This is a genomic window from Gramella sp. AN32, assembly GCF_023718305.1.
Lineage (GTDB): Bacteria > Bacteroidota > Bacteroidia > Flavobacteriales > Flavobacteriaceae > Christiangramia > Christiangramia antarctica.
On sequence record NZ_QEYO01000017.1, the window covers coordinates 35,669 to 48,327 of the forward strand.

Consider the following 12,659-nt stretch of genomic DNA (forward strand, 5'->3'; position numbering starts at 1 on the left):
TTCTATACCTGGTAAGTAATGGCATTTACATTCATTCCGGCTCCAACACTGGCGAATAAAATAACATCCCCTTTTTTCAACTCCTGATTTTTAATCTTTCCATTAAGCACAAGATCCAATAAAGTGGGTACGGTGGCCACACTACTATTTCCCAGTTCATGTACAGTCATAGGCATGACATTTTCCGGAGGGGTTTCGTTATGCAATTTATAGAAACGTTTAATGATGGCATCATCCATTTTTTCATTGGCCTGATGTATAAATACTTTTTTAAGATCGCTAATGTCTTTCCCACTGGCTTCAAGACAGGTTTTCATTGCCTTCGGAACATTTACCAGGGCAAATTCATACACTTTTCTTCCCTGCATCTTTATATACCTGATTTCTTCCGGAGCCACGGTATGATTAGATTTTCCGAAGTAGATGTATTCAGATTCCTGATAGGAAAAAGTAGCAGAATTAAAAGACAAAATCCCGCCTTCTTCCTCTGTAGCTTCTAAAATTGCAGCACCCGCACCATCAGAGAAGATCATGGAATCCCGATCATGTTTATCTACCACCCGGGAAAGCGCTTCTGCACCAATAACTAAACACTTTTTAGCCATTCCGCTTTTTATAAAAGCATGCGCCTGGATCATTCCCTGAATCCATCCGGGACAACCAAAAAGAACATCATAGCCCACACATTGTGGATTTTTTATCCTTAATCGTGCTTTTACCCTTGTGGCAAGACTGGGAACCGTATCGCTTTGGTTGGAATTATTCTTTACGTCACCGTAATTATGGGCTACAATGATTGAATCTAAAGTTTCTGGATCTATACCGGAACTTTCAATCGCTTTGATCGCAGCAATCACTGCGATATCCGATGTGGTGAGCTCCTTATCGATATATCTTCTTTCTTCAATCCCCGTAATTGCCTTGAATTTTTTAATCGTAGTTTCGTTATCCCCTGGAAAAACTGAACCATCTAAATTCAAAAATTTGTGCTGGTGAAAATCAGCATTTCTGGTGATCACATTTGGGATGTAACTGCCGGTTCCGGTAATTTTAGAATTCATGATACCTTTTTATTTAGGGTTTTCACAATTTATATAATTCAGACCAAAAAATCCTTCTTCGAAGAATAAATATGTAGAATTTTGACTATTATATGGTTATGCCTCCATATATTCTTCAATAGGAGGGCAGGTACACATTAAATTTCTGTCTCCATACGCTTCATCAACCCTTCGAACACTGGCAAAGAATTTATTTTCATGAAGATAAGCAAGAGGGTATGCTGCTTTTTCTCTGGAATACGGAAAATCCCACGCATCTGCGGTCAACATATGAATGGTATGAGGTGAATTTTTAAGAACGTTATTCGGCTCTTCTGCTGTAACCTCTTCTATTTCTTCTCTAATTGAAATTAGAGCATCACAGAACCGGTCTAATTCCGGTTTGCTTTCGCTTTCTGTAGGTTCAATCATGAGTGTTCCGGCGACCGGAAAAGAAACAGTAGGCGCATGGAAGCCGTAATCTATAAGCCTCTTGGCGATATCTGTAACCTCAATTCCCTTTTCTTTGAAAGGTCTGCAATCCACGATCATTTCATGGGCTGCTCTTCCCCTTTCCCCAGAATATAATGTTTTGTAATGATTTTTCAGTCTTTCCTTAATGTAATTAGCATTTAAGATAGCGTATTCGGTGGCTTTTTGAAGTCCGCCAGTCCCCAGCATTTTTATGTATCCATAAGAGATCAGGCAAACTAAGGCAGATCCCCAGGGCGCTGAAGAAATTGCGCCAATGGCGTTTTCACCTCCGGTTTTTATAACCGGGTTGCCGGGTAAAAAAGGTTTTAATTGTTTAGCAACACAAATAGGCCCAACTCCCGGGCCACCACCCCCATGGGGGATCGAGAAGGTTTTATGAAGGTTGAGGTGACACACATCAGCCCCAATTCTACCAGGATTGGTCAAGCCAACCTGGGCATTCATGTTTGCACCATCCATATACACCTGGCCGCCATTATCATGAATGATCCTGGTGATCTCCCGAATAGCCGATTCAAAAACACCATGCGTGGAGGGATAGGTAACCATCAATGCAGCAAGATGATCTTTATGCTTAAGTGCTTTTTCGCGAAGATCATCGATGTCTATATTGCCATTTTCACTGGCCTTGGTCACAATAACTTTCATTCCTGCCATTGCTGCTGAAGCGGGATTCGTCCCGTGGGCAGATGATGGAATTAAGCAAACATCACGATGGCCTTCACCATTCGCTTCATGGAAGGCTCGAATCACCATTAAGCCTGCATATTCACCCTGTGCGCCTGAATTGGGTTGAAGTGAAGTAGCTGAAAATCCTGTAATTTCGGTAAGATTTGCTTCTAATTCTTTTAGGACTTCCTGGTATCCTGAAGCTTGATCAATGGGCACGAATGGATGTAAATTTCCCCATTGCGGATTACTTAACGGTAACATTTCTGAAGCCGCATTCAATTTCATGGTACAAGAACCAAGAGAAATCATGGAATGATTTAAGGAAAGATCCTTTCGTTCCAGTTTCTTTATGTAACGCATTAATTCAGTTTCAGAATGGAATGAATTAAAGATTTCGTGCGTTAGAAATTTAGTTTTACGTTCCAGTTCTACAGGAATTTTACTTTCTAAACTCAATTCAGAAACTTTGTCGAAATCATTTTTGGAATGTTCAGCAAAAACTGAAATTATCGCGTTCAGATCTGCTTTATTGGTAGTTTCATTTATAGAAATGCAAACGCTATTTTCATTTGGATAATAGAAGTTGATCTCCTTTTTCTCTGCGATCTGCTTAATTTCACTAGCATTGGCTTTAACATGCAACGTCTCAAAATATGCTGGGTTCAGTTGTTTAAAACCGAGATCCTTAAGGCTATTTTCCAGGCTAACCGCAGTTTTGTGAACAGTATCGGCAATATATTCCAGGCCTTTTGGTCCGTGATACACGGCATACATCCCGGCCATCACGGCTAACAGCACCTGGGCGGTACAAATATTAGACGTGGCCTTATCCCTCTTTATATGCTGTTCGCGGGTTTGAAGCGCCATCCTCAGAGCTCTATTACCATCGGTATCTTTGGTGAGGCCGATAATCCTTCCCGGTAATGTCCTTTTATATTCTTCTTTGGTAGCAAAGAAAGCGGCGTGCGGACCTCCATAGCCCAAAGGAATCCCGAAACGTTGTGATGTTCCAACCACAACATCAGCTCCCAGCTCTCCCGGTGCCTGTAATTTTACCAGGCTCAAAATATCTGCAGCAAAAGCGGTTTTTATGCCTGAATTTTTACATTTTTCGACAAATTCAGCATAATTGAAAACCTGTCCGAATTTCCCGGGATATTGCAATAAAACTCCAAAATAATCTTCGGAGAATTCGAATTCTTCATGATCTCCTATGATCAATTCAATGCCTAAAAACCCTGCCCGGGTTTCAATTAAAGAAATGGTTTGAGGCAATACTTGTTGAGATACAAAAAATTTATTAATACCATCTTTTTTCTGTCTACGATCCCTAACCGCAAAAAGTAAAGCCATGGCTTCGGCTGCCGCAGTAGATTCGTCTAATAAACTGGCATTGGCGATCTCCATTCCCGTAAGATCGGTAATCATGGTTTGGAAATTCAGCAGGGCTTCCAATCTTCCCTGGGCAATTTCAGCCTGGTAAGGCGTATAGGCAGTATACCATCCCGGGTTCTCCAAAATATTCCGCTGGATAACTGCAGGTAAGATTGCCTGGTGGTAACCTAGACCAATATAAGTTTTGAAAATTTTATTTTTTTCCGAAAGTTTTTTAATGTGTTCGGCATATTCATTTTCGCTCATGGCAACCGGAAGGTCCAGAGGTTTATCTAACCTAATATCATCTGGAATAGTTTCATAGATCAATGTATCGATAGAATCAACACCAATCACCTCTAACATCTCCTGTACATCGTTTTCTCTGGGACCAATATGGCGCAAAGCAAATGAATCTGTTCTCATCAAAAATAAAGTTGTGTTTTGTGCTGCGAAAATACATAATTTCGATTTAAATTTTCAGGCATAATCAGGATACAGTTGTTAAGATTTTAGATAGGAATATCGGAACTGAAAAATCGTAATTTTAATGAATGAAGTTTATCAAAAATGTATTTGATCTTTATATCACCTGCAGTATCCATGTATCCATTGCGATCATTGCTTTCACTTTTATTACCTATCTACAATTTTCACTTCCTTTAAATAAAAACTTAATCCTATTTATATTTTTTGCATCCATTACAGGTTATAATTTTGTGAAATATGCCGGGGTAGCGAAACTTCATCATATGAGACTGACTAAGAACCTGCGACTTATCCAGCTCTTTTCACTTGGATGCTTTTTAGCAATGTGTTATTTAGCCTTTCAGCTAAATAAGGAAGTGCTAATTTCGACCGCTATCCTGGGTCTTTTTACGCTTTTATATGCCGTCCCATTTTTAGGGAGATCTGGGAATTTGCGTAGTTTGCCCACCATTAAAGTTTTTATAATTGCATTGGTTTGGGCAGGCACAACCTTTCTACTGCCACTTATAGATGCTGGGAACATTTTAGGCACTGAAATTTTAATAGATTTCTTTCAGCGATTCTTATTCGTTCTGGTTTTGATCCTGCCTTTTGAAATAAGGGACCTTCAGTTTGATAAAGAAGATCTGGCAACAATTCCGCAGCTATTAGGCGTTTTACAAACCAAAATTTTTGGGACCTTCCTATTATTTATAATATTTTTTATTGAACTGTTTCAGCGAAGTATTGAAAACCGGGAATTTATAGTGTTGAGTATGGTTCTTTTAATTGCCGGAATTTTTCTCTGGAATGCGAAAAGAGAGCAATCGATTTATTATACTTCTTTTTGGGTTGAAGCGATTCCAATTTTCTATTTAATCCTGGAATTGATATTTAGGGATTTTCTGTAGTATTTTTGGTTTGAATTTGTTCTTTCCAAACTTTTTTCTGATCCTCTGGACAGGATTGTAATTTCGATTCCTTTATTAATTTAGTGAGTTTGGAGTTGCGAAAAGTTCTCTTCCGGCAAATCTTACAATAAATGAGGTGAATTAAGAGTTTAGCTTTTTCAGAAAAACTGGCGTCTTTATATTGCGCCTTATCACAACAAATACCTGCTTCAGAACAATCGATTAAAAAATTCTTTTTCTTAACTCCCATTTTAAAACCAGTTTTTTTCCAAACATGCCGCCAGTGCTGTTCGGGCCCGGTGTATAATAACCCAAAGATTAGACGGCGTGATATCGAATTCATTACAAATCTCTTCAGTATCCAAACCATCAATGGTTTTTCTTTTGAAGATCGCAGCGTGTTTTTCGTTGATTGAATCCAGGCAGTCCAGAATTGCCAGTCCCAACTCATTATTTTCCATAACGTCCTCCGCTGTCATATCTGAACTATCGGCAACCTGTTCTTCCAGCCAGTCGCCCTCATTAGAATCTGTATTATAATTTATGCGGACTTCAGCTTTGCCTTTTCTACTATTGATTTTTCGATAATAATCAATGATCTTGCGTTTAAGGATAGAGATAAGCCAGGTTCTCTCACTGGCTTCACCCTTAAAGTTTTTTGCAGATTTTAACGCAGCCAAAAAAGTTTCAGATATAATATCATTGGCGATCTCACGATCATTTACCCTCACAATTGTATAATTGAAAAGGTAATCGGAATATTTATCTACCCAATTATTTGGATTTAAGCTATTCGCTGCCATTGAAGGAGTAAGTTATCTCATATCAAAAATAGGAAAACAAAATTGTTATGTACGAATTTTAGCTTTACTTATTTGGGAATTAAACCTGCCCGTTTTAAAAGCGCATCTGGTTTTGGAGCAGCACCGCGAAATCTCTTATATAATGTCATTGGATGTTCGGTTCCTCCTTTTGAAAGAATATGCTCCCTAAACTTATTCGCAACCTCTTTGCTGAAAATTCCATTTTCTGTAAAAAACTCGAAAGCATCAGCATCCAAGACCTCTGCCCATTTATATGAATAATACCCTGCAGAATAACCTCCCTGAAAAATATGGGAAAAAGCCGTGCTCATACAATTCGACTCAACTTCAGGATATAATTTTGTCCCCTCAAAAGCTTCCTTCTCATGTTGCTTCACATTCGAGATTTCTGAAGGGTCAATTCCATGCCAACTAAAATCTAATTTTCCAAAACTAAGTTGTCTAAGCGTGGCCATACCTTCCAGGAAGTTAGAAGATTCCTTGATTTTCTCAATGTATTTCTGCGGAATAGGTTCTCCGGTTTCGTAGTGTTTGGCGAATAATTGAAGCGATTCCTTTTCATAACACCAGTTCTCCAGAACCTGACTGGGAAGTTCAACAAAATCCCAATACACATTCGCTCCGGAAAGGCTTGGATATTTAGTGTTGGCAAGCATTCCGTGTAAGGCATGACCAAATTCATGGAATAGTGTGGTCACTTCATTAAAAGTTAATAGGGAAGGTTGCTTGATTGTTGGTTTGGTGAAATTGCAAACGATAGAAATATGAGGCCGCTCATTTTTATCGTTTTGAACATATTGATCTTTATAAATGGTCATCCACGCACCATCTCTTTTTCCTGGACGAGGATGGAAATCGGCGTAAAAAATGGCAATATCATCTCCATTTTCATTCGTCACGGCGTAGGTTTTTACATCAGGATGATAGGTATCAATATTTTGAATTTCCTTAAACTTAAGTCCGTATAATTTTTCTGAAACGGTGAACACGCCTTGGATGACATTTTCAAGTTTAAAAAAAGGTTTTAGGGTTTCATCATCAAGATTAAATAATTTTTGTTTCAGCTTTTCGCTATAAAAAGATGCATCCCATTTTTCTAAATGATCGATGTGGTCAAGACTTTTTGCGAAATTCTCCAGTTCTTTAAATTCCCTTTTTGCGGCCGGTTTCGCTTTTTCCAGTAATTCATCTAAAAATTCCTGAACTTTTTCAGGGGTTTCTGCCATGCGTTCTTCCAAAACAAAATGTGCATGTGTTTTATAACCTAATAACCGCGCCCTTTGAAACCTTAATTTTGAAATTTCAAGAACATTTTCCTGATTGTCCAATGCATCATTATGAAAACCTCTGGACCCAAAGGCTAAAGCCATCTCTTTACGCAATGTGCGATCCTCGGCATATTTCATAAAAGGAATATAACTTGGGTATTCCAGGGTAAAGATCCAACCCTCTTTATCTTTCGATTTGGCAACTTCCCTGGCTTCATCTTTAAAACTTTCAGGCAAACCTTTTAATTTTGATTCATCTAAAACCTGAAGCTCAAATTTATTTCCTTCAGCAAGGATGTTTTCACCAAATTTTAATTTTAAGGCGGACAGTTTTTTATCGATTTCCCTTAATTCCGCTTGCTTGTTGTCTGGTAGATTTGCGCCATTACGGGTAAAAGCTTTGTATTTTTTATCTAATAGAGTTTTTGCTTCCGTATCAAGGTCAAAATTCTCTTTATGATCATACACCGATTTAATTCTGCTGAACAATTCTTTATTCAGAATAATATCATTTTTAAATTCAGATAAAATCGGGGAGATTTCCTGAGCGGTTTTCTGTATTTCATCATTTGTTTCTGCAGAATTGATATTAAAAAAGATGCTGGTAATTCTATCCAGTTTTTGACCGGAAAACTCTAAAGCCTCTATGGTATTTTTAAAGGTAGGCTCATTAGAATTTGCAGTTATTGCATGAATTTCTTGCCGTGCAATCTCCATCGACTTTAATATTGCAGGTTTGTAATCTTCGGTTTTTATTTTTGAAAATGGAGCAAACTTGAAGTTTGTTAAAAGAATATTTTGGGAAGTCATTAGTAATAGTGTCTTGACGTTAATAATTAATTTTTATAACGCTAAACCATGGTATTAAGATAAATTTAATTAAATTGCACCGATAAAAAGTATAAGTTAACCGATATATAGCAAAGTAGTTTTAAGTTCTGGTTTATATTTAGAATGGTTAATAAATAATAATTACAGTACAACTACTCGAAAGGCCGCAATAGCGGCCTTTTACTTTTTAACAGATTTAGCCGCGTCTATAACTTTTTGCTTTAAACCTTCTTTATAGATTAAAATCTTATCTAACATACATTTATCTGACGCTCCAATGATTTGAGCTGCTAATATTCCTGCATTTTTGGCACCATCTAAGGCAACCGTGGCCACAGGAACTCCACTGGGCATTTGTAAAATTGATAGTACAGAATCCCAACCATCTATGGAATTTCGGGATTTCACAGGTACTCCAATAACCGGAAGCGGTGACATTGAAGCCACCATTCCTGGTAAATGTGCTGCGCCACCAGCACCGGCAATAATTACCTGAATATCATTATGATGGGCATTCTTGCTAAATTCGAAAAGTTTTTCCGGAGTACGATGGGCAGAAACAATATCTACTTCTACCTCAATATCAAAACCTTTTAGAATATCTATCGCTTCCTGCATGACCGGCATATCGCTGGTGCTACCCATAATAACTGCTACTTTACCCATTATTTGGAAATTACCTTTATACTTTTCTTTACTTTTTCAGCGATTATTCTGGCTTCATCCAGATTCTCATTTACGATGGTCACATGTCCCATTTTTCGAAACGGCCTAGTGATCTTTTTGCCATAAATATGGGGTGTCACCCCTTTCATTTGCATGATCTGGTCGATGTTTTCATATACCACTTCACCTTCATGACCTTTTTCTCCAACTAAATTAACCATAATTCCGCCAACTTTGCTGGAAGTATCCCCTAAAGGTAAATCTAAAATTGCTCTTATATGTTGTTCAAATTGATTGGTGTAAGAAGCTTCAATACTATAATGTCCGCTATTATGAGGCCTTGGGGCTACTTCATTTACTAAAATTTCGTCGTCCTCCGTCTGAAACATTTCTACGGCCAGCAGGCCTACATGTTTAAAAGAATTAGAAACTTTTTCAGCAATATTTCTGGCATTTTCGGCCACTCTTTTATCAATTCTTGCAGGACAGATCACATATTCCACCTGATTTGCGGTTGGATGAAATTCCATTTCCACAACGGGATATGTTTTTACTTCACCTGATGCACTTCTGGCAACAATAACTGCCAGTTCATTTTTAAAAGCTATCAAATCTTCCGCAATACATTCTCCCATTGATAATTCGTTTAAATCATCAGCCTCCCTGATCACCGAAACACCTTTCCCATCATAACCACCAACGGCACTTTTCCATACAAAAGGGAGTGGGGTATCACCGTTGTTTATTGACGATTTCAATTCCTCAAGATTTTGAAAAACTGCGAATGGTGAAGTAGGAATATTTTCAGACTTATAAAATTCTTTTTGTACCGCTTTATTCTGAATTTTCTCCAGAGTTTCCGCGGTAGGATAGGTTTTAATTCCTTCTGAAGCCAATTGTTTTAAAGCTTCAATATTAACCCCTTCAATTTCAAAGGTCAATACATCTGCTTTTCTTCCAAAGTTAAGAACAGTTTCATAATCCATGAGATCTCCCCGTTCAAAATAATTACATGAAATTTTACACGGAGCCTCTTCGCTGGGATCTAGAACAAGGGTTTGGATGTCATATTTTCGCGTTTCATAAAGCATCATTTTTCCTAACTGTCCGCCTCCCAAAATTCCCAGCTTAAAATCTGAAGAAAAGTAATCAATCATAAATATTTCAGGCTTTTTGCAAAAATAATGTTTTCCAGATTCCTGCACATCATAATCCTATAGAAATCGGGAGGATAAGCAAATTGAGATTCCTTATCTTTGCCACCTAAAATTAAAAAAGGCTTTGATCAAACTGAACGATTTAGAATTCGAACCCTACATTTCAGAGAAGGAGATTATTGCTGCTATCGATAAGATTGGAGAAGATTTAAATCGCGATTATGCGGGTAAAAAACCTGTTTTTCTTGGAGTTTTAAATGGTTCGTTCATGTTCGCTTCAGAAGTGATCAAAAAATTTCAGGGAGATTGTGAAATTAGTTTCGTGAAACTTGAGTCTTATAAAGGGACCGAAAGCACGGGTGACGTAAAAACTTTACTGGGCTTAAATCAGGATCTAAAAGGGAGAACGGTGATTCTTTTGGAAGATATTGTAGATACCGGAACTACCCTGGAAATGGTTGATAAAATTTTAGCTGAGACACAGGTTGCTGAATATAAAGTGGCAACCCTGTTTTTCAAACCAAAAGCATATAAGAAATCGATCCCTGTAAATTATATAGGGATCACTATTCCAAATAAATTTATTGTGGGTTATGGTTTGGATTATAACGGACTAGGCCGCAATCTTACAGCTGTTTATAAACGCAAAGAAAAGAAAATGACAAATTTAGTGCTCTTTGGCCCTCCGGGCGCAGGGAAAGGAACTCAGGCAAGTATTTTAAAGGAAAAGTACAATTTGGTACATATTTCTACCGGTGATATTTTTCGCTTTAATATAAAAAATCAAACCGAACTTGGCTTGCATGCAAAGTCTTTTATGGATCAGGGACAATTGGTCCCTGATGAGGTAACCATAAAAATGTTAAAGGCTGAAGTGGAAAAAAATGAAGGAGTAAACGGTTTTATTTTTGACGGTTTCCCCAGAACTGAAGCTCAGGCAGAAGCATTAGCTTCTTACTTAGAAACAATAGAAACCGAAATAAGTGCCATGATCGCATTAGAAGTGGATGATGAAATTTTGGTGGAAAGACTATTGGAAAGAGGAAAAACTTCAGGTAGGGCAGATGATGCCGATGTGGAAGTTATTCGAAACCGAATTAAGGTCTATTATAATGAAACTGCCATTTTGAAAAATTTCTATCAGAAGCAGGGCAAATATTATGGTGTTGATGGTGTGGGAAGTATTAATGAAATTACGGAGCGATTAAGTTCTGTGATTGATAATTTAATGAAATAGAGAATGACTGAAGGGAATTTTGTTGATTATGTAAAAATTCACATTTTCTCCGGAAAAGGAGGAAAGGGCTCTGCGCATTTACACCGGGAAAAATATATTACCAAAGGTGGGCCTGATGGAGGTGATGGAGGTAGAGGTGGCCATGTGATCATACGGGCAGACAAAAATCTCTGGACCTTGTTCCATTTGAAATTTAAGCGACATGTTAAAGCAGAACATGGAGGCAACGGTAGTAAGTCGCGTAGTAGTGGTGCAGATGGAAGTGATGAATACATAGACGTGCCGTTAGGAACGGTAATACGCGATACGGATACCAATGAAATTATAAAAGAAATTACCGAACACGGCGAAGAATTTATCATTGCTGAAGGTGGTATGGGAGGTCGTGGAAACTGGCATTTTAGATCTTCGACCAATCAAACTCCACGTTATTCCCAACCCGGAATTGACGGGCAGGCTATAGATATTACCTTAGAACTTAAAGTTCTTGCCGATGTTGGGCTGGTTGGTTTTCCAAATGCCGGGAAGTCTACCTTGCTTTCCGTAATAACCGCGGCGAAGCCAAAAATTGCCGATTATGAATTTACCACGCTGAAGCCAAATCTTGGAATTGTAAAATATCGTGATCATCAAACTTTTGTAATTGCCGATATTCCCGGAATTATTGAAGGCGCTGCAGAGGGCAAAGGTTTAGGACATCGTTTCCTGAGACATATAGAAAGGAACTCAACTTTGCTTTTTTTAATTCCGGCTGATGCAAAAGATATTAATGAGCAGTATGAGGTGCTTTTAGATGAGCTTAGGCGATATAATCCAGAATTGATGGATAAGGACCGTCTTATTGCTATCTCTAAAAGCGACCTTCTGGATGCCGAGCTAAAGAAGGAACTTACAGCTGAATTGGACAGGAAACTGGAACTTCCCTATTTATTTATTTCATCGGTTGCCCAAACCGGTTTAACCGAACTTAAGGATAAACTTTGGGAAATGCTCAATAAGGAAGCTGTTTAATTCCTGTTAAACAGCGATTTTCTGGTATTGATTTTGTTTAAATTTAGAAGTTAGCGATATCGTTATTTTGATAGGGCTAAGATTTTAATCTAAATAGAACAACATGAAAATATTTAAATTCCTGGCTGCAGCTGCACTTGTCGCATCCTGTAATTCCCCCAAGGCAGTTTTCGATTACGATGAAACTGTGAATTTCAGTCAATATAAAACGTATCAGATTTTTCCGGATTTTCAATCTGGCTTAAGTCAGTTAGACGAAGCTCGATTACTGGAAAGTTTGAAAGAAAAGATGGGGGAGGAAGGATTCACTCAGGGCGAAAATGCCAATGTATATGTTAATGTTTATACGGAAGAGTATGAGCAGGATAACCGGAGCAGGCTGGGAATTGGTCTTGGAGGCGGCGGCGGAAATGTTGGAGTGGGGGTTTCAGGAGGGGTTCCTGTGGGAACCATGGACAACTATTACAAACTTACTTTTGATTTTATTGATGTGGAAAAGGATGCCCTGGTATGGCAGGCAGTGGTAGAAAGTCCTTTCAATTTAAATGCAACGCCGGAAAAGAGAAAGGCCCAATTTGATGCGATTGTGGAAAAAGCTTTGGCAGGTTATCCCCCGAAAAAATAAACATCCTAAAAATAATTAAATTAAAAAGCCCCGGGAATTCCGGGGCTTTTCTTTGGTTGGTTAGTTAGTATCTGAATAGG

At 38.2% G+C, this 12,659-nt stretch carries 11 protein-coding genes; 4 read left to right on the plus strand and 7 right to left on the minus strand.

Annotation, left to right across the window (positions count from 1 at the left end; genetic code table 11):
- Positions 1 to 2: 2 nt before the first annotated feature.
- On the minus strand, positions 3 to 1,061 hold the full coding sequence (locus DHD80_RS15795; RefSeq protein WP_251742431.1) for a ketoacyl-ACP synthase III: 1,059 nt from the start codon (positions 1,059 to 1,061) through the stop codon (positions 3 to 5).
- A 96-nt stretch (positions 1,062 to 1,157) separates the two neighbouring features.
- Positions 1,158 to 4,007, minus strand: coding sequence for an aminomethyl-transferring glycine dehydrogenase (gene gcvP, locus DHD80_RS15800; protein ID WP_251742432.1), 2,850 nt, complete (start codon positions 4,005 to 4,007; stop codon positions 1,158 to 1,160).
- 128 nt (positions 4,008 to 4,135) lie between these two features.
- Here gcvP and DHD80_RS15805 point away from each other — a divergent pair, with 128 nt between their 5' ends.
- On the plus strand, positions 4,136 to 4,960 hold the full coding sequence (locus DHD80_RS15805) for a hypothetical protein (protein ID WP_251742433.1): 825 nt from the start codon (positions 4,136 to 4,138) through the stop codon (positions 4,958 to 4,960).
- On the opposite strand, the gene DHD80_RS15810 is transcribed toward DHD80_RS15805, so the two are convergent.
- The 5 genes from DHD80_RS15810 to DHD80_RS15830 all read right to left on the minus strand — a co-directional run bounded on the left by DHD80_RS15810 (position 4,944) and on the right by DHD80_RS15830 (position 9,706).
- A complete protein-coding gene (locus DHD80_RS15810) occupies positions 4,944 to 5,210 on the minus strand; it encodes a hypothetical protein (RefSeq protein ID WP_251742434.1) in 267 nt (88 codons plus the stop codon). The two genes, DHD80_RS15805 and DHD80_RS15810, sit on opposite strands and share 17 nt — an antisense overlap.
- Before the next feature lies 1 nt (position 5,211).
- The gene (locus tag DHD80_RS15815) at positions 5,212 to 5,763 is read right to left on the minus strand and encodes a sigma-70 family RNA polymerase sigma factor (protein ID WP_251742435.1); all 552 of its coding nucleotides are present in this window, start codon (positions 5,761 to 5,763) and stop codon (positions 5,212 to 5,214) included.
- Positions 5,764 to 5,831: 68 nt separating this feature from the next.
- Positions 5,832 to 7,862, minus strand: a complete 2,031-nt coding sequence (locus DHD80_RS15820; RefSeq protein WP_251742436.1) for a M3 family metallopeptidase — start codon at positions 7,860 to 7,862, stop codon at positions 5,832 to 5,834.
- A 201-nt stretch (positions 7,863 to 8,063) separates the two neighbouring features.
- Positions 8,064 to 8,549: a 5-(carboxyamino)imidazole ribonucleotide mutase gene (gene purE / locus DHD80_RS15825; protein ID WP_251742437.1), complete on the minus strand. Its 486-nt coding sequence runs from the start codon at positions 8,547 to 8,549 to the stop codon at positions 8,064 to 8,066.
- Positions 8,549 to 9,706: a 5-(carboxyamino)imidazole ribonucleotide synthase gene (locus DHD80_RS15830; RefSeq protein WP_251742438.1), complete on the minus strand. Its 1,158-nt coding sequence runs from the start codon at positions 9,704 to 9,706 to the stop codon at positions 8,549 to 8,551. Before DHD80_RS15830 ends, purE begins: the two co-directional genes overlap by 1 nt.
- A 124-nt stretch (positions 9,707 to 9,830) precedes the next feature.
- On the opposite strand from DHD80_RS15830, the gene DHD80_RS15835 reads away from it, so the two are divergent.
- The 3 genes from DHD80_RS15835 to DHD80_RS15845 all read left to right on the plus strand — a co-directional run bounded on the left by DHD80_RS15835 (position 9,831) and on the right by DHD80_RS15845 (position 12,579).
- On the plus strand, positions 9,831 to 10,943 hold the full coding sequence (locus DHD80_RS15835; protein WP_251742439.1) for an adenylate kinase: 1,113 nt from the start codon (positions 9,831 to 9,833) through the stop codon (positions 10,941 to 10,943).
- 3 nt (positions 10,944 to 10,946) lie between these two features.
- Positions 10,947 to 11,954: a GTPase ObgE gene (obgE, locus tag DHD80_RS15840; protein ID WP_251742440.1), complete on the plus strand. Its 1,008-nt coding sequence runs from the start codon at positions 10,947 to 10,949 to the stop codon at positions 11,952 to 11,954.
- 103 nt (positions 11,955 to 12,057) lie between these two features.
- Entirely contained in the window at positions 12,058 to 12,579 is a 522-nt protein-coding gene (locus DHD80_RS15845) for a DUF4136 domain-containing protein (RefSeq protein WP_251742441.1), read from the plus strand.
- The last annotated feature ends 80 nt before the right edge of the window (positions 12,580 to 12,659 follow it).

What these genes read in the sequence shown, in the direction of transcription:
- DHD80_RS15795 (WP_251742431.1), bottom strand. Translation starts at nt 1,061, where the DNA reads ATGAATTCTAAAATTACCGGAACCGGCAGTTACATCCCAAATGTGATC.
- gcvP (WP_251742432.1), bottom strand. Translation starts at nt 4,007, where the DNA reads ATGAGAACAGATTCATTTGCTTTGCGCCATATTGGTCCCAGAGAAAAC.
- DHD80_RS15805 (WP_251742433.1), top strand. Translation starts at nt 4,136, where the DNA reads ATGAAGTTTATCAAAAATGTATTTGATCTTTATATCACCTGCAGTATC.
- DHD80_RS15810 (WP_251742434.1), bottom strand. Translation starts at nt 5,210, where the DNA reads ATGGGAGTTAAGAAAAAGAATTTTTTAATCGATTGTTCTGAAGCAGGT.
- DHD80_RS15815 (WP_251742435.1), bottom strand. Translation starts at nt 5,763, where the DNA reads ATGGCAGCGAATAGCTTAAATCCAAATAATTGGGTAGATAAATATTCC.
- DHD80_RS15820 (WP_251742436.1), bottom strand. Translation starts at nt 7,862, where the DNA reads ATGACTTCCCAAAATATTCTTTTAACAAACTTCAAGTTTGCTCCATTT.
- purE (WP_251742437.1), bottom strand. Translation starts at nt 8,549, where the DNA reads ATGGGTAAAGTAGCAGTTATTATGGGTAGCACCAGCGATATGCCGGTC.
- DHD80_RS15830 (WP_251742438.1), bottom strand. Translation starts at nt 9,706, where the DNA reads ATGATTGATTACTTTTCTTCAGATTTTAAGCTGGGAATTTTGGGAGGC.
- obgE (WP_251742440.1), top strand. Translation starts at nt 10,947, where the DNA reads ATGACTGAAGGGAATTTTGTTGATTATGTAAAAATTCACATTTTCTCC.
- DHD80_RS15845 (WP_251742441.1), top strand. Translation starts at nt 12,058, where the DNA reads ATGAAAATATTTAAATTCCTGGCTGCAGCTGCACTTGTCGCATCCTGT.